Here is a 20,551-nt window from a genome sequence, read left to right as displayed (position 1 = left end):
GTGCGTCAGCAGCCGCTGGGTCCGTGGCGCCGTCAGCCGAAGCGGACGTTGGCGCCGGCGAGGGCCGCGGCCAGGGCAGTGTTGACCTGGGTGCCACCGAAGTTGATGTTGCCGGCGTTCACCGCGATGGCGATGGAGAGGTTGCCGTTCTGGAAGAACCCGGCCTGCATGGTGGTGCGCTCGGGCAGCAGCTCGACCGTCTCGTCGGCGAAGAGCTCGAGGTCGTCGGACATGGTGTCTCCCTCAGGATCGGTACTGGGTGGAGGCCGCCAGGAACAGGACCCCGGCGTCACCGCCGGACCCTCCCGCTCGCCCCGTGGACCACCGATCCCGGCCGCGGTCCGGGATCGGCACGCGGAAGTCTCGGGCCGCCGCCGGACCGAGGACATCAGCGTTCAGCACGTATCTGCTCCGGCGCGGGTACCGACTCCCCGCCTCCGGGACCACCAGCCACGCCGGGCGGCGCACGTACGGGGCGCAGTCGGGACGCAGTCGCCGACCATGCGCCGGTCTGCAGGCCACGTAGGTGCCCGCGGAGACGTGTCGGCGCCGCGTGCGGCGAGCGGAACGCGAAGAGGGGCGGCCGGGAACCGGCCGCCCCTCCCCGGCCCGGCACGCAGCCGGGCCTCCCCTCATCTCCTCGGCAGGAGGCCCAGGCCTCAGCCGAAGACGAAGATGTTGCTGCCGGCGGCAGCTGCGGCGACGGCAGCGTTGAGCTGGTTGCCACCCACGTTCACGTTCAGCACGTTGGCGGCCACCGCCGTCGCGGTGTTGCCGTTCTGCGAGATGAACTGCATCGTCGTGCGCTCGGGCAGCAGCTCGACCTGCTCGTCGGCGAAGAGCTTCAGGTCCTCGGACATGGGGACTCCCTCGGGATCGGTACGGAGCGGCGTTCCGGAGAGGCCGGTCCGGCCGTGGCGACAGGACCTCCCCGCACGCCTCGGGGACTGCCGGCCCCGGCCGCGGTCCGGGATCGGCGGAGTGGAGTCTCGGGTGGCGGCACGGGCGCCGGCATCCGGGGAGGACACGTATCCGGTCCGGCCCGACCCCCACCCCCGGCCGTCTCCACCACGGCCGGCCGCGGCGGCTCCACCGACGCGGGCGGTCCCGGCACGAGCCGACGCGCGGGACGTCGCGCGGCGCCGCACCACGAGAAGAGGGGCGGCCGGAACCGACCGCCCCTCCCCGGCCCGGCACACCGCCGGGCCTCGTGTCATCTCCTCGGCAGGAGGCTCAGACCTCAGCCAACGATGAAGACGTTGCTGCCCGCGAGCGCGAGGGCAGCCGCGACGTTGGCCTGGTTGCCGAACAGGTTGACGTTGCCGGCGTTCACGGCTGCCGCGGTCGCGCTGTTGAAGTTCTGGGAGAAGAACTGCATCGTCGTGCGCTCGGGCAGCAGCTCGACCTGCTCGTCGGCGAAGAGCTTCAGGTCCTCGGACATGGTGTCTCCCTCAGGATCGGTACTGGGTGGAGGCCGCCAGGAACAGGACCCCGGCGTCACCGCCGGACCCTCCCGCTCGCCTCGTGGACTGCCGGGCCCGGCCGCGGTCCGGGATCGGCGAAAGGGAGTCTCGGGCCGCCCCACGGACGGCGACATCCGTGCCGACCACCAATCTCGGCCGGGCCGCATCCCGGTCACGCCTCCGTCCACCACGGTGCCGACCCCGTGCGGTACGTAGAACGGGGAGCGGGCACGGATCCACCGGAGTCGTCCCTCCCGGACCCGCCGGCCGGGTCGTAGTCTCTGCGGCCCCGGGCCGTCCCGGGTCGCCGGCCGGGTGCGCCGGCGGACCTCCGTCGACGCACCCCCGGCGACCCGGTGACCCCGTGACCGAACGACCCACGACTCGGCGACCCGATCGACCGACCCGAACGGATCGTGAGCGCTCGATGAACCGTGGCATCCGCTGCCGAGCCCTCGGTGCTGTCGTCCTCGCCGTCGCGCTGCTGCCCGCCTGCTCGGCACGGGACAGCGCGGACCTCTCGGTCTACGGGCAGTCGGTACGCGCCCCGGACGCCGTGGCAACCGACGGCGACCAGCCGGTGCCGGTGCTGCGGCCGGAGGTCCTGGCCGAGGTGCCGCACGACCCGTCGGCCTTCACCCAGGGGTTCGAGGTGCACGAGGGGGCCCTCTACGAGGGCACCGGGCTCGCGGGCCGGTCCCAGCTGCGCGAGGTCGACCCCGCGACCGGCGAGGTTCGGCGGTCCGCCCCGCTCCCCGGCCGGCTGTTCGGCGAGGGCATCACGGTGGTCGACGACCGCATCTGGCAGCTGACCTGGCAGGACGGTGTGGTGCTCGAGTGGGACCGGACCACGCTCACCCTCCGGCGGGAGGTGCCGCTGGAGGGCGAGGGCTGGGGGCTGTGCTTCGACGGGACCCGCCTCGTGCGCAGCGACGGCACGGACCAGCTGCGCTTCCACGACCCCGTCACCTTCGCCGAGACCGGCTCGGTCGCCGTCACCTTCGACGACGAGCCGGTGACCCAGCTCAACGAGCTGGAGTGCGTCGACGGCCAGGTCTGGGCGAACGTGTGGCCGTCCGACGCCCTCGTCCGCATCGACCCGGCGAGCGGGCGGGTGACCGCGCTGGTCGACGCCGCCGGCCTGCTCGACCAGGAGCAGCGCGCGGACGCCAACGCGGTCCTCAACGGCATCGCCGCCCTGGGCGACGACGAGTACCTGCTCACCGGCAAGCTGTGGCCCGTCTCGTTCCGCGTGCGGTTCGTGGAGTAGTCCGGTCCGCCGGTGCGGGCGCGCCCGGTCCCGGGCACCGTGTCGTCCCCGGCCGTCCCGCACCAGCGGGCGGGCACCACCGACGCATCCGGTCGGCACCACCGAGGTGCGGGCAGGGACCACGGGACCGGTCCGGGGACCGCACCCTGCGCCGCCGCGACGTGCTGGGATGGCGCGACGAGGGGTGCGTCGCCCGCCGGCGGCGTCCCGACGACCACCCCACGACCGTCCGGAGGTACCCGTGGACAGTCGGTTCCCCGTCCTGCTCTCGGCGCTGCTCCTGGTGTGCGCCCCGTTCACCTGGAGCAGCTCCGCCGGTCCTGCCGGTCCGCTGTCCGGGTGGCTGAGCTCGATCGGCGTCAGCGCAGCCGCGGAGGGCGGCTCCGGGTCCGTGAGCCTGGTGTCCTGCTCCGGGGACTCCTGCTCGGTGACGCTGGGAGGGAGCGGCGCCCGGGCCCACGTGCTCGGGACGACGATCCGGCTCACCAGGACCGACGGCGACCGGGCGACCCTCCGGGTCGGGGACCGGGACCTGACCTGCACGGCGGGGCGGACCACCTCCGCGGGCGGGCTCCGCCTGACCTGCACGGAGGTCGCGGACGGCCGGGTGGCGTTCACGGTCACCCGCGGCTGAGGTCCGACCGCCGGCGGCGACCTCGGCCCACCGCCGCGCGACCGGCCGGCCGACTCAGCCCGTCGGCACCTCGGCGTCGAGGATGGCGCCGAGGACTCCGTTGACGTAGGCCGGCGAGTCGTCGGTCGACAGCGCGCGGGCGAGCTCCACGGCCTCGTCGATGACGACGGCGTCGGGCACGTCGTCGGCCCAGAGCAGCTCGAACACCGCCATCCGCAGGATCGCGCGGTCGACGTCGGGGAGGCGCTCGAGCGACCAGCCGCGGGCGTGCTGCCCGATCAGCCCGTCGATGCGCGCCTGGTGCGCCGCCACGCCCTCGACCAGCCGGACGGCGTGGTCGGGGACGGGCGGGGACGGGTCGGCGATCCGCTCGCGGAGCAGCTCCACCGGGTCGGTGCCCCGCAGGTCCGCCTCGTAGAGGACGTCGACGGCGCGCTTGCGCGCCTTGGTGCGGGCAGCCATGGCTCGGAGGGGCGCGTCAGTTGGCGCGGCCGAGGTACCGGCCGTCGCGGGTGTCGACCTTGAGCTTGTCGCCGGTGTTCACGAACAGCGGCACGTTGATCTGCGCGCCGGTCTCCAGGGTGGCGGGCTTGGTGCCGCCGGTGGAGCGGTCGCCCTGCAGGCCCGGGTCGGTGTGCTGGACGACGAGCTCCATCGTCACCGGCAGCTCGACGTAGAGCGGGGTGCCCTCGTGCACCGCGACGACGACCTCGGTGTTGTCGAGCAGGTAGTCCGCGCCGCCGCCGACGGTCTCGGACGGGACGTAGATCTGCTCGAAGGTGTCCCCGTCCATGAAGACGAAGTCGTTGCCCTCGCGGTACAGGTAGGTCATGTTCCGCTTGTCGACGGTGGCCGTCTCGACCTTGGTGCCGGCGTTGAAGGTCCGGTCGACGACCTTGCCCGAGAGCACGTTCTTCAGCGTCGTGCGGACGAACGCGCCGCCCTTGCCGGGCTTGACGTGCTGGAACTCGGTGACGGACCACAGCTGGCCGTCGAGGTTGAGGACCATGCCGTTCTTGAGGTCGTTGGTGGTAGCCATCTAGAGGACCAGCAGTTCCTTGCTCGTGAGGGTCAACAACTCGGGCGCGTCCGCCGTGACGACGAGCGTGTCCTCGATCCGGACACCGCCGTGGCCGGGGAGGTAGACCCCAGGCTCCACGGTGACGGCCATGCCGGCGGCCAGACTACCCGCGCCCAGCGGGCCGATGCCCGGCGCCTCGTGGATCTCCAGGCCCACCCCGTGCCCCAGGCCGTGGGTGAAGTGGTCGGCGTGCCCGGCCGCGGCGATGACGTCGCGGGAGGCCGCGTCGACGGCGACGACGTCGGCCCCGACCGCCAGCGCCGCCCGCCCGGCCGCCTGCGCCTCGGCCACGAGCGCGTAGACCTCGCGCTGCCAGTCGGCGGCGTGCCCGAGCACCAGCGTGCGGGTCATGTCGGAGTGGTAGCCGTCGACGGTCGCGCCGAAGTCGAGCTTGAGGAGGTCGCCGCCGGCCAGGACCGTGCGGTCGGGCCGGTGGTGCGGGATCGCGGAGTTCGCGCCGGTGGCCACGATCGTCTCGAACGACGGCGCCTCGGCGCCCAGCGCCAGCATGCGGGCGTCGAGCTCCCGGCCGACCTCCAGCTCGGTGCGCCCGGGCCGCAGCGCGCCCTCGCCGGCGAGCTCGGCCAGCGCCTGGTCGGCGACCGCGCACGCCCGGCGCAGCGCGGCGATCTCGTCGTCGTCCTTGACCGCGCGCAGCCCCTCGACCGCGCGGCGGACCGACACCAGCTCGGGCACGGTCCCGCCGGCCGCGGCGTCGGCGAGCACCCGCTCGAGCTGGGCCAGCCCGTCGACGGTGACCTCGTGGCTCTCGTAGCCGATCCGGCCCGCTCCGCGGCGCACCGCCTCCTGCGCCAGCGCCGGGACGGTGGCGCGGTCGACCATCAGCTCGACGTCGGGCACCTGGGTGCCGGCCTGGGTGGTGTACCGGCCGTCGGTGCCGAACAGGTCGGCGCCGTCGGTGCGCAGCAGCAGCGCGCCGTTGGAGCCGGTGAACCCGGTCAGGTAGCGGACGTTGAGCAGGCGGGTCACCAGGACGGCGTCCAGCCCGCGCTCGGCGGCGGTGGCCCGCAGCCGCTCCCGCCGCTCGGTGGTGCGCATCACGGGACCCCCTTCGCCGCGAGGTACCGCAGCGCCAGCTCGTAGCCCTGCACGCCCAGCCCGGCGATGACGCCGTCGGCGACGCGGGAGACGTAGGAGTGGTGCCGGAACTCCTCGCGCCGGTGGATGTTCGAGATGTGGACCTCCACGACCGGCGCGGTCACCGCGGCCAGCGCGTCGTGCAGCACCACCGAGGTGTGCGACCAGCCGCCGGGGTTGATCACGACCGGGTCGCCGGCGTCGGTCGCCTCGTGGACCCAGCCGAGCAGCTCGGCCTCGGAGTCGGTCTGCCGCACCCGCACCGTCAGCCCCAGCTCGGCGGCGGCCACCTCGACCATCGCCACGAGCTCGGCGTACGTCGTCGTGCCGTACACCTCGGGCTCGCGGGTGCCGAGCCGGCCGAGGTTGGCGCCGTTGAGCACCTGGATCGTCACGCTGTCTCCGATACTGCGGCCCACGCCGCGTCCAGCCACGCCTGCTCGGGGTCGGTCAGGATCGTCGGGGTGCCGATGCCGTCGAGGACGACGAACCGCAGCGTCGCCCCGCGGGCCTTCTTGTCCACGCGCATCACCGCCTGCAGTGCCGCCCAGTCGCCCCGGTAGCGGGTGGGCAGGCCCATCGCGGCCACCAGCTCGCGGTGCCGGTCGGCCTCGGCGCGGGTCAGCAGGCCGGCCTGCGCGCCGAGCTCGGCGGCGAACACCAGGCCGACGGCGACCGCCTCGCCGTGCCGCCAGCGGAAGTCCTCGACCCGCTCGATGGCGTGGCCGAGGGTGTGCCCGTAGTTGAGGAACTCGCGGACGCCGGTGTCGAACAGGTCCCGGCCCACGGCGTCGGCCTTGACCCGCACCGCCCGCTCGATGAGCTCCCCGGTGTCGCGGCGGCCGGCCGGGTCGGCGGCGAGCAGGTCCAGGATCGCCGCGTCGGCGATGAACCCGCACTTGACCACCTCGGCCATCCCGGCGCGGAACTCCGCCTCCGGCAGCCCGGCGAGCACGTCGGTGTCGGCGAGCACCCCGGCCGGCGGGTGGAACGCGCCGACCAGGTTCTTGCCCGCGCCGGTGTTGATGCCGGTCTTGCCGCCCACCGCGGCGTCGACCATGCCGAGCACGCTGGTGGGCAGGTGCACCACCCGGACGCCCCGGGTCCAGGTGGCGGCGAGGAACCCGGCGAGGTCGGTGACCGCTCCCCCGCCGACGCCGACGACGGCGTCCGAGCGGGTCAGCCCGAGCCGGCCGAACTCCTCCCAGGCGGCCGCGGCGACCGCGGCGGTCTTGGCCGCCTCGCCGTCGGGCACGACGACGGCCTCGGCGGCCACCCCGGCGGTCTGCAGCGTCTCGACGGCGGCGCCCGCGAGCGCGGCCAGCGGCGGGCTGTGCACGACCGCGGCCTTCGGCGTCCCGGCGAGCAGCAGGCCGAGCTCGGCCTGCGCGCCCGGCCCGATGACGACGTCGTAGGGCCTCTCCCCCGCGACGGTCACGCGCCTCACCGGGCGGTCCCGGCGGGCAGGGCGGACAGCACGTCCGCGACGACGTCCTCCGGCGTGCGGCCGGCGGTGGGCACGACCACGGTGGCGACCTCCGCGTAGAGCGGGGCGCGCTGCTCGAGCAGGGTGCGCAGCATCGCCCGCGGGTTGACCGCCAGCAGCGGGCGGTCCCGGGACAGGCCGGCCCGGCGGGCGGCCGAGGGGACGTCGACGTCGAGGTGCACCACGACGCCGCCGGCGCGGCCGTAGCCGGCCAGCAGCTCGCGGGTGGCGGCGCTGAGCACCGCGCCGCCGCCGAGCGCGAGGACGCCGTCGTGCTCGCCGAGCGCGCGGGCGACCGCCTGCTCCTCCAGCGCCCGGAAGTGCGGCTCGCCGTGCGTGACGAACAGGTCGGCGACCGTGGTGCCGGCGGCGGCCTCGACGTCGGCGTCGGTGTCCCGGAACGGCAGGCCCAGCGCGGTCGCCACCGCCGTCCCGACGGTGGTCTTGCCCGAGGCCGGCGGCCCCACGAGCACCAGCAGCGGCCGGCTCACCGGTACGGGAGCGCGGCGAGGTAGGCCTGCGCGTTGCGGCGGGTCTCGGCGACGGAGTCGCCGCCGAACTTCTCCAGCGCGGCGTCGGCGAGCACGAGGGCGACCATCGCCTCCATCACCACGGCGCCGCGCGGGACGGCGATGGCGTCGCTGCGCTGGTTGATCGCGACCGCGGCGTCGCCGGAGGCGACGTCGACGGTGGCCAGCGCCCGCGGCACGGTGGAGATCGGCTTCATCGCCGCGCGGACGCGCAGCGCCTCGCCGTTGGTCATGCCGCCCTCGATGCCGCCGGCGCGGTCGGTGACCCGGCGCAGCCGGCCGTCCTCGCTGACGATCTCGTCGTGGGCGACCGAGCCGCGGCGGCGGGCGGTCTCCAGGCCGTCGCCCACCTCCACCGCCTTGACCGACTGCACGCCCATGAGCGCGGCGGCCAGGCGGGCGTCGAGGCGGCGGTCCCAGTGCACGTGGCTGCCCAGGCCGGGCGGCAGCCCGTGGACGACGACCTCGACGACGCCGCCGAGCGTGTCGCCGTTCTTCCGGGCGTCGTCGACCTCGGCGACCATCGCCGCGCTGGTGGCCGGGTCGGCGCAGCGCACCGGGTCCTCGTCGATGCGCGGGTTGTCGTGCGGGCCGGGCAGCACGCCGTCGGGCACGGTGACCGGGCCGATCGCGACGACGTGGCTCACGACCTCGACGCCGAGCGCCTGGCGCAGGAACGCCTTCGCGACCGCGCCGAGCGCGACCCGGGCGGCGGTCTCGCGGGCGCTGGCCCGCTCGAGCACCGGGCGGGCGTCGTCGAAGCCGTACTTCTGCATGCCGGCGAGGTCGGCGTGGCCGGGCCGCGGCCGGGTCAGCGGCGCGTTGCGGGCCTGGCCCTCGAGCACCGCGGGGTCGACCGGGTCGGCCGACATGACCGTCGTCCACTTGGGCCACTCGGTGTTGCCCACCTGGACGGCGATCGGCCCGCCCATGGTCAGCCCGTGCCGGACGCCGCCGGTGAGGGTGACCTCGTCCTGCTCGAAGGACATCCGCGCGCCGCGGCCGTGGCCGAGCCGGCGGCGGGCCAGGTCGACGTCGAGGTCGGAGGTCTGCACCTGCACGCCGGCGGGCAGGCCCTCGAGGATGGCGGTGAGCTGCTGGCCGTGCGACTCACCGGCGGTCAGCCAGCGCAACATGTCGCCGATTCTGCCAGTTGAAGGACTGTGCACCTCCGGCCTCCCTGCAGGGGCCCACCGCGAGCTTGCGAGCGGTGGGGGCAGGGGAGGTCCTTGCTCCCTGACGAGCTCGGGGCGGGCCCCTGGGAGGGGGCCGTTCCATCACGTCACTGCAGCGGTCCCTCCACCAAGAGGGCGAGGACGGCTCCCAGGAGCAGGGGCGGGCCGAAGGGGACGGGGGTGCGCCAGCCGGCCCGGCCGGTCGCGACCAGGAGCAGCGAGGCGGCGGCGCCGGCGAGCAGGCCGAGGAACACCCCCGCGAGCAGCACGCCCCAGCCGGCCCAGCCCAGCAGCAGGCCGAGCAGCGCGAGCAGCTTGACGTCGCCGAGGCCCAGCCCCGACGGCCCGGCCAGGGCGGCGAGCAGCGCGATCCCGCCGGCGGCCGCCGCGGCCACCAGCGCCCGCAGCAGCGCGGGCCAGGTGCCGAGCAGGACGGCGTCGGCGAGCAGTGCGGCGGCGCACACGGCCGCGGCCGGGTAGGTGACCCGGTCGGGCAGCCGGTGGACGGCGAGGTCGACCTGGGCGAGGACGACGGCGGCGCCGGCCGCCCACGCATACGCGGCGGTCGCCGGGCGGGTGCCGGTGAGCAGCACCGTGCCGCACAGCAGCAGGGCGAGGACGAGGGCGGTGAGCAGCGCGCGGACCGGCGTGGCCCGGGCCGCGGGGTCCCGGCCGGCCAGCCGGACGGCGGCGCGCGCCAGCAGCGGGCCGAGCGCCGCGGCGGCCAGGACCGCGGCCGCCAGCAGCAGCTCGCGCGGGACCGGAGGGCTCAGCGGGCGTCCAGCGCGGCGCGCATCGGGCCCAGCGGCGCGGGCAGCCCGGTCATCAGCTCGACCTGCACCGTGGCCTGCCAGAACAGCACCTCGATGCCGCTGACGACCGTGGCGCCGGCCCGGTCGGCCGCGGCGGCCACCGGCGTGGGCCACGGCGCGTACAGCACGTCGAGCACGGTCTGCCCGGCGCGCCAGCCCAGGCCGGCGAGGTCGCGGTGCGCGCCGATCGGCACGGTGCTGACGACGACCGGCGCCTCCACCGGGCCGGCCTCGATCCGCCGGACCACCGCCTCGACGCCGAGCACCCCGAGCACCCGGGTGACCTCGGCGGCGCGGGCGGGCTCGCGGACCAGCACGTCGACCGACTCGGCGCCGAGCTCGGCCAGAGCCACCGCGGCGGCCGCGGCCGTCCCGCCCGCGCCGACGATCGCCGCGTGCGCGACCCGCTCGACGCCGCCGGTCTGCAGCGCCATCCCGACGCCGTGGACGTCGGTGTTCTCGGCCCGCCACCCGGCGTCGGTGTGCACGAGGGTGTTCGCCGCGCCCAGCAGCCGGGGCAGCGGCTCCACGGCGTCGGCGACGGCGACCGCCGCCTGCTTGCACGGCATGGTCACCGAGAACCCGCGCCACTCCGGGCCGAGCCCGGCGACCAGGTCGGGCAGGTCCTCGGCGCCCACGTCGAGGGCGTCGTAGGTCCAGCCGGTCAGGCCCAGCGCGGCGTACGCGGCGCGGTGCAGCAGCGGGGAGAGCGAGTGCCCGACCGGGCGGCCGAGGACGGCCGCCCGGCCGGGCGGGACCGGTGCGGGCACGGGCCGGTCAGCCACCACACCCGAGGCCGGCGTCGGCGCACCGCTGGCGGGCCGCCAGGAACTCGTCGTAGCTGGCGGTGAAGAAGTGCCGCCCGTCCGAGGACTCCAGCACGTAGTACAGGAGGTCCCCGGTCGTCGGCGCCAGCGCCGCCTCCAGGCTCGCCTCGCCCGGCGCCGCGATCGGCGTCGGCGGGAGGCCGGCCCGGGTCCGCGTGTTGTACGGGCTGTCGGTCTGCAGGTCGGTGACGGTGAGGTCGTTGCCGTTCTTGCCCAGCCCGTAGGCCAGCGTGGCGTCGATCCCGAGCGGGATGCCCTGCGACAGGCGGTTGTAGACGACCTGAGCGACGTCCACCCGCTCGTCGTCGACCTTGGTCTCCCGCTCGATCATCGAGGCGACGACGACGACGTCGTACACCGAGCGCCCGGCCGCGGCGGCCCGCTGCTCGAGCTGCACGTCGGCCGCCATGTCGGTGAACCGGGAGACCATCGCGCGCAGCACGTCGGCGGCGGTGTCGTCGGGCTCGACGTCGTAGGTGGCCGGGAACAGGAAGCCCTCGAGCTGCCCGTTCGCGTAGGCCGGCAGGCCCAGCGCGGCGGGGTCGGCCGCGGCGGCCTGCAGCTCCTCGACCGGGAGGCCGGTGTCGTCCGAGATCCGCTGCAGCGTGCCCGCGAGCGTGGAGCCCTCGGGGACGGTGACCCGCGAGACCTGGCGGGCCGCCGGGTCGAGCAGCAGGTCGAGGGCGGCCTGGCCGCTCATCTGCGACCGGAGCTCGTAGACGCCGGGCTGGATGCCGGTCGCCGCCGCGTTCGCCTCGGCGGCGTCGACGAACGGCTCGGAGGAGGCGATGACGTCGGCCTCGACGAGGGTGCGGGCGATGTCGCTGAGGGTGTCGCCCTCGCCGACGCGCACCTCGACGCTGCCGGTGCCCGCGCCGGCGTAGTCCTCGGCCTCGGGGTTGACCAGCCCGATGAGCGCCCGGCCGCCGAAGATGATGCCCGCGACGAGCGCGGCGAGGACCAGCAGCGCGAGGACGTTGGCCAGCGGGCTGCGGCGGCGGCCGGAGCGCCGGCGGGGCGCGGGTGCGGCGCCGGAGGAGTCGTCGTCGGGCAGGTCGAGCGCCCCGGTCTCGTCGGCGTCGTCGCCGAACACGGCGGCGTGCCCGTGCTCCTCGGCCTCGTCGCGGGCGCGCCGGCCGCGCCGGCGGGGGCGGTCGGCGGCCCCGGCGCCGAGGACCTCGAGGCCGCCGGTGGGCTCCTCGTCGTCGGCGGGCTCGTCGTGCGGGCCGACGGCGGCCGCGGCCACGGTGGGCGCGTCGTCGGGGTCGGCGGGCTCGTTGCGGCGGGCCAGCTTCGACCACGGGCCGGACGGCCGCGGCGGGACGCCGGGCAGCGGCGGCACGGGCTGGCTGTCCCCGGGCAGCGGGCCGGTGCGGTCGTCCTCGGACGCGCCGCCCTGGGCGCCGGCGTCGTCCGGGGCGGCGTGCCGGCCGGCGGTCACCGGCCGGACGTCCCGGTCCAGCAGACCGGCGCGGGTCGGACGGGCGGGCCGGGCCGGGCCCGGGCCCACCGGCAGCCGCGTCGTCGGCGGTCCGGCCGGCCAGGCGCCCGCGGAGGGCGCCGGGACGTTCGGCATGCCGGGGAGGCCCCGCCCGTACGGCGGGACCGGACCGGTCACCGGCACACCTCGCTGACGCTCGGTGCACCGGTGCCCTCCGGCGCTGTGTTCCTGCACGACCTCGCGAGCTCGGTCACGAGCGCCCCCGCTGGGCGTCGAGGTACGCCTGCAGGATGACCACGGCGGCGGCCTGGTCGATCACGGGACGCTGGGCGCGGCTGTCGAGCCCGTTCGCCCGCAGGGAACTGGCTGCGGTCACGGTGGAGAGCCTCTCGTCGACGAGGTGCACGGGCACGGTGCCGATGCGCCCGGCGAGTGACCGAGAGTAGGCACGTGCCTCCCGTGCGGAGGCGCCCGACGCACCCGACAGGTGCCTCGGCTCTCCCACGATCACCTCCGTCACCTCGTGTTCCTCGACGAGGGCGACGATCCGGTCGAGGTCGCCGCCGTCGCGGCGGCGTTCCACGGTCTCCAGCGGGCTGGCCAGCGTGCCGGTGGGGTCCGACAAGGCGACGCCGATCCGCACCGTGCCGACGTCGAGGCCGAGCCGGCGGCCCTGCCTGGTGCGGCGCGGCGGCAGCGGCAGCCCGGCGGGCAGCCCCTGCGACAGGTCGATCTCGGTGGTCTCGTTGCGCACCGGCGGGAAGCCGGCGCGCAGGTCGATCTGCTCGGTGCGGTGGTGCACCGGCTGCTGCGGCGGGGGCGGGGTCTGCCGGGGCCGCGCCGGCGGCACCGCCGGGCGGCCCTGCACGCGCCGCTCCCCCACCGGACCGGTCTCGTCGGGGCGCTGCTCGGGCACTCCGCTCACCTCCCTGTGGCGGTCGCGACCGCCTCTTCGCCGGCCTGCAGGGCGGCGGGGATGCCGCCCGGGTCCGTGCCGCCGCCCTGGGCGACGTCGGGCTTGCCGCCACCGCGGCCCCCGACCGGGGCCGCCGCGGCACGCAGCACGTCGCTGGCGGACAGCCCGCGCTGCTGGGCGGCGGGGTTCAGTGCTGCGACCAGAGCCACCTTGCCCCCCGACTCCGAGGCCAGCAAGACGACCCCGGGGCGCTCGCCGAGCCGCCCGCGGACGTCGAGGGCGAGGGTCCGGAGGTCACCGCCGGAGAGCCCGGCCGGCGCCGCGGTGACGACGGCGACCCCGCCGACGTCCGTGGCGCCCGAGGCGAGCTGGCCGGCCGCGGCCTGGGTCTGCTGGGCGCGCAGGTCGGCGACCTCCCGCTCGACGTCGCGCAGCCGGGACAGGATGCCGCCGACCCGGTCGACCAGCCCGTCGGTGGGCGACTTCAGCAGCTCGCCGAGCTGGCGCACCAGGTCGCGCTCGCGGGCCAGGTAGCGGAAGCCCTCGAGGCCGACGACGGCCTCCACGCGCCGCGCGCCCGACCCGACCGACGACTCGCCGGTCAGCGCCAGCGTGCCGATCTGCGCGGAGCCGGCGACGTGCGTGCCACCGCACAGCTCGCGCGACCACGGGCCGCCGATCTCGACGACGCGCACCTGCTCGCCGTAGGTCTCGCCGAACAGCGCGAGCGCGCCGATCGCCTGGGCCTCGGGCAGCGTCATGTAGGTGGCGGTGACCCGGTGGTCGGCGCGCACGGCCGCGTTGGCGACGTCCTCGATGTCGGACCGCTGCTGGAGGGTGAGCGCGCCCTGCCAGGCGAAGTCCAGCCGCAGGTAGCCGGGGCGGTTGTAGGAGCCCGACTGCAGCGCCTGCGGGCCGAGCACCTGGCGCAGCGCGGCGTGCACCACGTGCGTGCCCGAGTGCGCCTGGCAGGCCGACAGCCGCCACTCGCGGTCCACCTCGGCGGTGAGCTCCGCGCCCTCGGCCAGCTCGCCCTCGAGCACGCGGACCTGGTGCACGACCAGGCCCTTGACCGGCCGCTGCACGTCGAGCACCTCGGCGCGGCCGCCGTCCCAGGTCAGGGTGCCGGCGTCGGCGACCTGGCCGCCGGACTCGGCGTAGAAAGGCGTCCGGTCCAGGACCACCCGGGTGACCTCGCCCGGCCCGGCCGGCGCGGCGGGGGCGCCCTCCTCCGCGGCGAGGTCGGCGACCAGGCCGAGCACGCGGGAGTCGGTGCGCAGGGTGGAGTAGGCCCGCCAGTCGGTGGGGCCGTGGTCGGCCAGCAGCCGGCGGTAGGCCAGGACGTCGACCGAGCCGGTGCGCTTGGCGCGGGCGTCGGCGCGGGCCCGGTCGCGCTGCTGCTGCATGAGCGCGCGGAAGCCCTCCTCGTCGACGGTCACGCCCTGCTCGGCGGCCATCTCGAGGGTGACGTCGATCGGGAAGCCGTAGGTGTCGTGCAGGGAGAACGCCTGCTCCCCCGACAGCGACGGCGTCCCGGCGGCCTTGGCCTGCGCGACGGCCGTGTCGAACAGCGCGGTCCCCGAGGTGAGGGTGCGCCGGAACGCCTCCTCCTCGGCGTAGGCGACGGCGGAGATGCGGTCGAAGTCGGCGACCAGCTCCGGGTAGCTCGCGCCCATCGCGTCGCGGGAGACCGGCAGCAGCTCGGGCAGCGTGGCGGCGTCGACGCCGAGCAGCCGCATCGAGCGGACCGCGCGGCGCAGCAGCCGGCGCAGGATGTAGCCGCGGCCCTCGTTGCCGGGGGTGACGCCGTCACCGATGAGCATCAGGCCGCTGCGGACGTGGTCGGCGACCACGCGCAGCCGGACGTCGGCCTCGTGGTCCTTGCCGTAGGTGACCCCGGCGAGGTCGGCGGCGCGGTGCAGCACCGGCGCCACCTCGTCGATCTCGTACATGTTGTCGACGCCCTGCAGCAGGAAGGCCACCCGCTCCAGGCCCATGCCGGTGTCGATGTTCTTCTTCGGCAGCTCGCCGACGATCCGGAAGTCCTCCTTGCTCCGGACGTCGGTGAGCTCGTACTGCATGAAGACGAGGTTCCAGATCTCCAGGAACCGGTCACCGGCGGTGTCCACCAGCGGGCCGCCGTCGGGGCCGAACTCGGGGCCGCGGTCGAAGTAGATCTCCGAGCACGGGCCGCCGGGGCCGTCGGCGCCGGTGTGCCAGTAGTTGTCCTTCTTGCCCAGCCGCTGGATGCGGTCCTCCGGCAGGCCCGCGATGCGGTGCCAGGCGTCGGCGGCCTCGTCGTCGTCGAGGTAGACCGTCACCCAGATGCGGTCGGGGTCGAAGCCCAGCCCGCCGTCCTCCACCCGCCCGGTGACCAGGTCCCAGGCGTGCTGGATGGCCCCCTCCTTGAAGTAGTCCCCGAAGGAGAAGTTGCCGTTCATCTGGAAGAACGTGCCGTGCCGGGTGGTCTTGCCCACCTCCTCGATGTCGAGGGTGCGCACGCACTTCTGCACGCTGGTGGCCCGCGGGAACGGCGCCGGCTCCCGGCCGGTCAGGTACGGGATGAACGGCACCATGCCGGCGACGGTGAACAGCAGGGAGGGGTCCGGCGACACCAGCGAGGCGCTGGGGACGACGGTGTGGCCGCGCTGCTCGAAGTGCTGCAGGAAGCGGCGGCGGATCTCGGCGGTCTGCATGGCCTACTCGGTCCTCGGGGCGGGGACGGCCCCCGCGGGGTCGGTGCTCAGCGGTCGGCGGCGTGGGCGCCGCGTCGCCCGGGGAGCTGGAGCTGGGTCGTGTCGCGCTCCGGCAGCGGCGCGTCGAGCCCGGTGCCCGAGCGCAGCTCCTCCTCGCGCACGGCGGCCGCGGCGCGCACGTCGGCACCGAACTCCCCGATCGCGTCGGCGAGGTCGCGCAGGCCCTCGGCGATCGAGGCGCCGATGCCGGCGGGCGTCATCTTCTCGGCGGCGCGGGACAGCTTGCGGACGACGAGGGCGCCGATGGTGATGCCCATGGCCAGCCAGAACAGCCGGCGCATCAGGCGGCCCGCCGGGCGGCGCGGCGCGCGCGGCGCTCGGCCTTGTCACGGGCGGCGGCCTCGGCGATCGCCTGGCCCTCGCGGCGCTTCCGCGTCGCGCTGCGGACGCCGTAGCTGAACGCGGCGACCTTGATCAGCGGGCTGCCCACGGTGGCGGCGACGACGCTGGTCAGCGCCGCGACGTTGCTCGACACGTTCGCCGCGTTGCCGGTGATGTCGTCGACCCGTTCGAGGTTGCTGTTGACCTGGGCGATCGTCGTCTGGGCCTGGGTGAGGATCGGCCGGCTCTCCTCCCGGGTCTGCCGGATGGTCAGCGTGGCCTCGTCCAGCGTGCGTCCCAGCTTCAGCAGCGGGACGGCCAGCAGCAGCACCAGCAGCACCAGCGCCAGGGCGGCGATCAGTCCGGCCCACTCTCCTGCGGACACGCGGCGTCTCCTCTTCTCCGTCGGCGGCCGGCGTGGTCGGCAACGACCGGCGTGGCCACAGTAGTCGCGGCCCCGGGCGCCCCTCGGGTGCGCCGGACGACGCCGGCCCGTCAGGCGCCGCGGCCGGCCCGTTCCGCGCCCCGGCTCTCCCGGGGGTGCCGGCGCACGATCGCCCGGAGCTTGCCCAGGCGAGCGCCGATGCCGGCCTCCACGCCGCGGGGCGTGGGCCGGTAGTAGTCGCGGCCGACCAGCCCGTCGGGCGGGTACTGCTGCGGCACGATCCCGTCGGGCGCGTCGTGCGGGTAGACGTAGGTCGAGCCGTGGCCCAGCTTCTTGGCCCCGGCGTAGTGGGCGTCGCGCAGGCCGGCCGGGACCGGCCCGCCGAGGCCCGCGCGGACGTCGGCCACCGACTCGCCGATCGCCACCGTGACCGCGTTCGACTTCGGCGCGGTGGCCAGGTGGACGACGGCGTGCGCCAGCGGGAAGTGCCCTTCGGGCATGCCGATGAGCTGGACCGCCTGCGCGGCGGCGACCGCGGTCTGCAGCGCGGTGGGGTCGGCCATGCCGATGTCCTCGCTGGCGGAGATGACCAGCCGGCGGGCGATGAACCGCGGGTCCTCCCCCGCCACCACCATGCGGGCGAGGTAGTGCAGCGCGGCGTCGACGTCGCTGCCGCGGATCGACTTGATCAGCGCGCTGGCGACGTCGTAGTGCATGTCGCCCTGGCGGTCGTAGCGCACCGCGGCCTGCGCGACGGCGGTCTCCAGGGTGGCGAGGTCGACCTCGGCCGCACCCGCGGCCCGCGCGGCGCCCGCCCCGGACTCCAGCGCGGTCAGCGCCTTGCGCCCGTCGCCGCCGGCGACGCGGACGAGGTGCTCCTCGGCCTCGGCGGTCAGGGTGAGCCCGCCGCCGAGCCCGCGGTCGCTGGTGAGCGCCCGGTGCAGCAGCGTGCGGACGTCGTCGTCGGACAGCGGCTGCAGCGCCAGCACGAGGCTGCGGGACAGCAGCGGGCTGACGACCGAGAAGAACGGGTTCTCGGTGGTGGCGGCGATCAGGCTGACGATCCGGTCCTCGACGGCCGACAGCAGCGAGTCCTGCTGGGTCTTGGAGAACCGGTGCACCTCGTCGATGAACAGCACGGTGCGCCGGCCGGCGTAGGTGAGCTCGCGCTTGGCCGCGGTGATGACCGCGCGGACCTCCTTGACGCCGGCGTCGAGCGCGGACAGCTGCACGAACTGCCGCTTGGTGGCCAGCGAGATGACGTGCGCCAGCGTCGTCTTGCCGGTGCCGGGCGGGCCGTAGAGGACCAGCGACATCGGCTCGTCGGCCTCGACCAGGCGGCGCAGCGGCGCCCGCGGGCCCAGCAGGTGGGACTGGCCGACGACCTCGTCGAGGGAGCGCGGGCGCATGCGCACCGCCAGCGGCGCACCCGGGTCGACGGCGTCGCCGGCGACCTCCGCCGGCTCGTCGAACAAGGACGTCACGGGTAGCGACGCTACCCGCGGGGCACGACAGCCCCGTGCACCAGCGACGCATCGGAGACCGCACCGTCAGCGCGATCGGCCTGGGCGCCATGCCCCTGTCGACGAAGACCGACCGCCCGACCCGCGAGGAGGCGGTCGCCGTCGTCCACGCGGCCCTGGACGCCGGCGTGACCCTGGTCGACACCGCCGACGCCTACGCCCGCGACGAGGCCGAGTTCGGGCACAACGAGACGCTCGTGGCCGAGGCGCTGGCGTCCTACGGGCCTGGCGCGGGCGACGTGCTGGTGGCCACCAAGGGCGGGCACACCCGGCGGGGCACCGACTGGGAGCTCGACGGGTCGCCGGCCTACCTGCGGAAGGCGTGCGAGGCCTCGCTGCGCCGCCTGGGCGTGGACGCGATCGGGCTGTACCAGTACCACCGGCCCGACCCGGACACGCCGTGGGAGGAGTCGATGGGCGCGCTGCGGCAGCTCGCCGACGACGGCCTGGTGCAGACGGTCGGCATCTCCAACGCGGACGTCGCGCAGATCGACGTCGCCCGGTCGATCGTGGGGCCGGCGCTGGCGGCCGTGCAGAACCAGTTCTCGCCGGGGTGGCGCTTCTCGGCCGGCGAGGTCGAGCACTGCGCGGCACACGGGCTGGCGTTCCTGCCGTGGAGCCCGTTCGGCGGCGTGACGGCGGCCGGGTCGCTGTCGGCCACCGCGCCGGCGTTCGCGGAGGTGGCGTCCGAGCTGGGCGTGTCGGTGTACCGGGTGACGCTGGCCTGGCACCTCGCCCAGGCCGAGGTCGTGGTGCCCATCCCCGGCGCGTCGCGGCCGGCGTCGATCCAGGACTCCGCGGCCGCGGCCGACCTGGAGCTGTCGGCCGAGCATCTTGCCCGCCTGAACGGGTCGACGCCGGGTTGATCATCGGCTTGTTGCCGTCCGCCTCGGCGTGTCCACGCGTGTCGGCGGCAACGACTCGATGATCAACTCCCCGGGCGCCACCCACGGCTGAGCAGCGCCCGCCGCGTCCGCTCGACCACGACGGCGGGGCCGGTCAGGTGCCGCGCCGCGAAGCGGAGTACGAGCCACCCGCCCGCGGCCATCAGCGAGTACCGGTCGACGTCGCGCCCGACCTGCTCCGCCCCGGCGTGCTGTCGCCCCTCGTACTCGATCGCCAGCCGGTGTTCGGCGTACCCGAGGTCGGCGTGCGCGACCACCCGGCCCCGGTGGTCGAGGACCGGCACCTGCGCCTGCGGGGCCGGCAGGTCGCTCGTCGTCAGCCAGTAGCGCAGCAGGCTCTCCGGGCGGGACATCGCGTGCCGGGACAGCAGCGGCCCGCACTCCCGCGCGGGGACGACGCCCCGGGTCCGGCCGGCCCGGCCGAGGCGCCGCTCGAGCGCCACCGCGTCGAGGCGCCCTGCGCGGAGCAGGGCGTCGCCCACCGCGACCAGTTCGGCTGGCGGGAGCCGTGGCGCCAGGTCGAGGAACGTCTGCGCCCCGGAGGTCACCCGCAGACCCGCGACCTCGGTCACGTCCTCGCTGCGCAGCTCCCGGACGTGCACCGCGAGCCCGCGCCGCTGCGGGAGCACCGGCCGCGGACGCAGCACGACCTCGACCTCAGGTGGAGGGTCAGTGTGAGCACCGAGCAGCACGGCCGCCGTGCCCAGTCCGAAGGCCGTGTCCGGGGGCAGCAGCCGCGTCCACGCGCGGCAGCGGGCGGCCAGACCCGTCTCCGCGGCGGCGGAGAGGTACAGGCCACGGGTCAGCCGCCGCCCGTCAGCGGCCACCTGCCGCCGTCGGGCCCCGGCCGCGCGGGCCTCTATCCACGTGTGGACCAGCGGCAGCTCGACGTCGTCCATGCAGGGACCGTGCGGCCGGTCCGGACCCCCGCCGGGCCGGAGCGGCCGGTTGTGGACGCCGTGGCGCCTGTGGACACGCCGCGCCCGCTGTCGATCATCACCTCGTCGCTACTCACGTCGGCGCGTCTGCGCGTGTCAGCGGCAACGCCCCGGTGATCAACTCGCAGGAGCGGATCCCGCCGGTGCGCGGCGGCGGCCGTCCAGCAGGACCGCCACGAACACAGCGCCCACGAGCGCGGCCACCCACGGTCCCCAGTCCCGGCCCGTGGGGGACGCCGCCAGGCCGAAGACCTGCCACGCCCCCGACAGCGCGTCGCCGAGGGTCCGCGGCAAGCCGGCGCCGGGCCGCAGCAGGGGTTCCAGCCACGCCACCGCGGTCAGCGCCGGGCCGACCAGCCAGGCGCCCAGCAGGACCACCGGCCACACGACCAACCGCGCCACCGGCCGGACGCCCACCACCACCAGCGCCGCCGCCAGCAGGAGGGCCTGCAGCCACAGCAGCACCGTCCCGGCCACCGGTGAGAAGGGCGTCGATGGCAGCAGTGCCGAGAGCCACCCCGGCAGCAGGCCGGCCGCCAGCCCGAGCACCACCCCCGCCCCGGCGGGACCGGCGAGCACGAGCGACCCGGCGCCCCACGCGAGCACCCCGAGGCCGGCGGTCAGCACCGCGAGCCCGGTCAGCACGCGCGGGTCGGAGTCGAAGCCCGCGCCGGCGTCCGAGGCCGCCACCGACTGCAGCAGGGTGACCGCGATCCCCAGGACGGCGCCGCACCCTGTGGCGAGCAGCGCGGCCCGGCGCCGCCCCGCCGGCACGAGCAGCGCCAGCGCGCCGGCCAGCAGCCCGCCGACGGCGGCGCCGAGCACCAGCGACGTGAGCAGCCCGGCCCGCAGCGGCAGCACGATCGGCGCCCCGCGCCCCATCCCGTGCAGCAGCCAGGGCAGGAAGCCCGCGCACCAGGCCGGCGCGGCGAACGGCACGAGCGCCCAGACCGGGAGCCGCCGGGCGACTCCCGGCGGGGTGACCGCAGC

General features: G+C 76.0%; 23 protein-coding genes. 3 read left to right on the top strand and 20 right to left on the bottom strand.

All coding sequences use genetic code 11. The annotated features are described in order from the left end of the window. Positions 1 to 32 precede the first annotated feature (32 nt). The 3 genes from ACI8AA_RS08185 to ACI8AA_RS08175 form a co-directional block, all read right to left on the bottom strand. Positions 33 to 233 (bottom strand): hypothetical protein, encoded by a 201-nt coding sequence (locus tag ACI8AA_RS08185; RefSeq protein ID WP_457043991.1) that lies wholly within the window; start codon positions 231 to 233, stop codon positions 33 to 35. 426 nt (positions 234 to 659) lie between these two features. Further along, positions 660 to 860: a hypothetical protein gene (locus ACI8AA_RS08180; RefSeq protein WP_457043990.1), complete on the bottom strand. Its 201-nt coding sequence runs from the start codon at positions 858 to 860 to the stop codon at positions 660 to 662. A gap of 380 nt (positions 861 to 1,240) precedes the next feature. Then, positions 1,241 to 1,441: a hypothetical protein gene (locus ACI8AA_RS08175; protein WP_457043989.1), complete on the bottom strand. Its 201-nt coding sequence runs from the start codon at positions 1,439 to 1,441 to the stop codon at positions 1,241 to 1,243. Positions 1,442 to 1,890: 449 nt separating this feature from the next. Here ACI8AA_RS08175 and ACI8AA_RS08170 point away from each other — a divergent pair, with 449 nt between their 5' ends. After that, positions 1,891 to 2,733 (top strand): glutaminyl-peptide cyclotransferase, encoded by an 843-nt coding sequence (locus ACI8AA_RS08170; protein WP_457043988.1) that lies wholly within the window; start codon positions 1,891 to 1,893, stop codon positions 2,731 to 2,733. A gap of 241 nt (positions 2,734 to 2,974) precedes the next feature. Continuing rightward, positions 2,975 to 3,367, top strand: a complete 393-nt coding sequence (locus tag ACI8AA_RS08165) for a hypothetical protein (RefSeq protein ID WP_457043987.1) — start codon at positions 2,975 to 2,977, stop codon at positions 3,365 to 3,367. A gap of 54 nt (positions 3,368 to 3,421) precedes the next feature. Here ACI8AA_RS08165 and nusB read toward each other — a convergent pair whose 3' ends face one another. From nusB to ACI8AA_RS08090, 15 genes are all read right to left on the bottom strand, one after another. Then, a complete protein-coding gene (gene nusB / locus ACI8AA_RS08160; RefSeq protein ID WP_457043986.1) occupies positions 3,422 to 3,829 on the bottom strand; it encodes a transcription antitermination factor NusB in 408 nt (135 codons plus the stop codon). Between the two features lie 16 nt (positions 3,830 to 3,845). Then, on the bottom strand, positions 3,846 to 4,406 hold the full coding sequence (efp, locus tag ACI8AA_RS08155) for an elongation factor P (RefSeq protein ID WP_456926769.1): 561 nt from the start codon (positions 4,404 to 4,406) through the stop codon (positions 3,846 to 3,848). After that, positions 4,407 to 5,507 (bottom strand): M24 family metallopeptidase, encoded by a 1,101-nt coding sequence (locus ACI8AA_RS08150; protein ID WP_457044029.1) that lies wholly within the window; start codon positions 5,505 to 5,507, stop codon positions 4,407 to 4,409. It abuts the gene before it with no gap. Beyond that, positions 5,507 to 5,941 carry a type II 3-dehydroquinate dehydratase gene (gene aroQ, locus ACI8AA_RS08145; RefSeq protein WP_457043985.1) on the bottom strand — a complete coding sequence of 145 codons (435 nt, stop codon included), beginning with the start codon at positions 5,939 to 5,941 and terminating at the stop codon, positions 5,507 to 5,509. The genes ACI8AA_RS08150 and aroQ overlap by 1 nt, the downstream gene beginning before the upstream one ends. After that, positions 5,938 to 6,993: a 3-dehydroquinate synthase gene (gene aroB, locus ACI8AA_RS08140; protein WP_457043984.1), complete on the bottom strand. Its 1,056-nt coding sequence runs from the start codon at positions 6,991 to 6,993 to the stop codon at positions 5,938 to 5,940. Before aroB ends, aroQ begins: the two co-directional genes overlap by 4 nt. Continuing rightward, positions 6,990 to 7,523 (bottom strand): shikimate kinase, encoded by a 534-nt coding sequence (locus ACI8AA_RS08135; RefSeq protein ID WP_457043983.1) that lies wholly within the window; start codon positions 7,521 to 7,523, stop codon positions 6,990 to 6,992. The genes aroB and ACI8AA_RS08135 overlap by 4 nt, the downstream gene beginning before the upstream one ends. Continuing rightward, complete coding sequence (gene aroC / locus ACI8AA_RS08130; protein WP_457043982.1) at positions 7,520 to 8,698, bottom strand: chorismate synthase; 1,179 nt, start codon at positions 8,696 to 8,698, stop codon at positions 7,520 to 7,522. The genes ACI8AA_RS08135 and aroC overlap by 4 nt, the downstream gene beginning before the upstream one ends. 146 nt (positions 8,699 to 8,844) lie before the next feature. After that, positions 8,845 to 9,330, bottom strand: a complete 486-nt coding sequence (locus ACI8AA_RS08125) for a prepilin peptidase (RefSeq protein WP_457043981.1) — start codon at positions 9,328 to 9,330, stop codon at positions 8,845 to 8,847. A 176-nt stretch (positions 9,331 to 9,506) separates the two neighbouring features. After that, entirely contained in the window at positions 9,507 to 10,319 is an 813-nt protein-coding gene (locus ACI8AA_RS08120; RefSeq protein WP_457043980.1) for a shikimate dehydrogenase, read from the bottom strand. Positions 10,320 to 10,326: 7 nt separating this feature from the next. After that, the gene (gene mltG, locus ACI8AA_RS08115; RefSeq protein ID WP_457043979.1) at positions 10,327 to 11,994 is read right to left on the bottom strand and encodes an endolytic transglycosylase MltG; all 1,668 of its coding nucleotides are present in this window, start codon (positions 11,992 to 11,994) and stop codon (positions 10,327 to 10,329) included. A 73-nt stretch (positions 11,995 to 12,067) separates the two neighbouring features. Next, the gene (gene ruvX, locus ACI8AA_RS08110) at positions 12,068 to 12,733 is read right to left on the bottom strand and encodes a Holliday junction resolvase RuvX (RefSeq protein WP_457043978.1); all 666 of its coding nucleotides are present in this window, start codon (positions 12,731 to 12,733) and stop codon (positions 12,068 to 12,070) included. 5 nt (positions 12,734 to 12,738) lie between these two features. Further along, a complete protein-coding gene (alaS, locus tag ACI8AA_RS08105; RefSeq protein WP_457043977.1) occupies positions 12,739 to 15,429 on the bottom strand; it encodes an alanine--tRNA ligase in 2,691 nt (896 codons plus the stop codon). Positions 15,430 to 15,476: 47 nt separating this feature from the next. Further along, entirely contained in the window at positions 15,477 to 15,770 is a 294-nt protein-coding gene (locus ACI8AA_RS08100) for a hypothetical protein (protein WP_457043976.1), read from the bottom strand. Next, positions 15,770 to 16,195, bottom strand: a complete 426-nt coding sequence (locus ACI8AA_RS08095) for a DUF948 domain-containing protein (RefSeq protein ID WP_387986799.1) — start codon at positions 16,193 to 16,195, stop codon at positions 15,770 to 15,772. Before ACI8AA_RS08095 ends, ACI8AA_RS08100 begins: the two co-directional genes overlap by 1 nt. Before the next feature lie 110 nt (positions 16,196 to 16,305). Further along, positions 16,306 to 17,679, bottom strand: coding sequence for a replication-associated recombination protein A (locus ACI8AA_RS08090; protein WP_457043975.1), 1,374 nt, complete (start codon positions 17,677 to 17,679; stop codon positions 16,306 to 16,308). Positions 17,680 to 17,714: 35 nt separating this feature from the next. On the opposite strand from ACI8AA_RS08090, the gene ACI8AA_RS08085 reads away from it, so the two are divergent. Further along, the gene (locus tag ACI8AA_RS08085) at positions 17,715 to 18,584 is read left to right on the top strand and encodes an aldo/keto reductase (RefSeq protein ID WP_457043974.1); all 870 of its coding nucleotides are present in this window, start codon (positions 17,715 to 17,717) and stop codon (positions 18,582 to 18,584) included. 62 nt (positions 18,585 to 18,646) lie between these two features. Here the strand turns inward: ACI8AA_RS08085 and ACI8AA_RS08080 are convergent, their stop codons facing one another. Together ACI8AA_RS08080 and ACI8AA_RS08075 are read right to left on the bottom strand one after the other, a co-directional pair. Then, the gene (locus ACI8AA_RS08080) at positions 18,647 to 19,522 is read right to left on the bottom strand and encodes an endonuclease domain-containing protein (RefSeq protein WP_457043973.1); all 876 of its coding nucleotides are present in this window, start codon (positions 19,520 to 19,522) and stop codon (positions 18,647 to 18,649) included. Between the two features lie 156 nt (positions 19,523 to 19,678). After that, on the bottom strand, positions 19,679 to 20,500 hold the full coding sequence (locus ACI8AA_RS08075) for a hypothetical protein (RefSeq protein WP_457043972.1): 822 nt from the start codon (positions 20,498 to 20,500) through the stop codon (positions 19,679 to 19,681). Positions 20,501 to 20,551 lie beyond the last annotated feature (51 nt).

Source organism: Geodermatophilus sp. SYSU D01180, assembly GCF_054050415.1.
Note: the sequence above shows the minus strand (reverse complement) of the source record. Positions and strands in the feature narration are given on the sequence as shown.

Excerpts from the sequence above, each read along its gene's own strand:
- ACI8AA_RS08180 (WP_457043990.1), bottom strand. The coding sequence starts at position 860 with ATGTCCGAGGACCTGAAGCTCTTCGCCGACGAGCAGGTCGAGCTGCTG.
- ACI8AA_RS08150 (WP_457044029.1), bottom strand. The coding sequence starts at position 5,507 with ATGCGCACCACCGAGCGGCGGGAGCGGCTGCGGGCCACCGCCGCCGAG.
- ACI8AA_RS08080 (WP_457043973.1), bottom strand. The coding sequence starts at position 19,522 with ATGGACGACGTCGAGCTGCCGCTGGTCCACACGTGGATAGAGGCCCGC.
- aroC (WP_457043982.1), bottom strand. The coding sequence starts at position 8,698 with ATGTTGCGCTGGCTGACCGCCGGTGAGTCGCACGGCCAGCAGCTCACC.
- alaS (WP_457043977.1), bottom strand. The coding sequence starts at position 15,429 with ATGCAGACCGCCGAGATCCGCCGCCGCTTCCTGCAGCACTTCGAGCAG.
- efp (WP_456926769.1), bottom strand. The coding sequence starts at position 4,406 with ATGGCTACCACCAACGACCTCAAGAACGGCATGGTCCTCAACCTCGAC.
- ACI8AA_RS08185 (WP_457043991.1), bottom strand. The coding sequence starts at position 233 with ATGTCCGACGACCTCGAGCTCTTCGCCGACGAGACGGTCGAGCTGCTG.
- ACI8AA_RS08100 (WP_457043976.1), bottom strand. The coding sequence starts at position 15,770 with ATGCGCCGGCTGTTCTGGCTGGCCATGGGCATCACCATCGGCGCCCTC.
- ACI8AA_RS08170 (WP_457043988.1), top strand. The coding sequence starts at position 1,891 with ATGAACCGTGGCATCCGCTGCCGAGCCCTCGGTGCTGTCGTCCTCGCC.
- nusB (WP_457043986.1), bottom strand. The coding sequence starts at position 3,829 with ATGGCTGCCCGCACCAAGGCGCGCAAGCGCGCCGTCGACGTCCTCTAC.
- ACI8AA_RS08175 (WP_457043989.1), bottom strand. The coding sequence starts at position 1,441 with ATGTCCGAGGACCTGAAGCTCTTCGCCGACGAGCAGGTCGAGCTGCTG.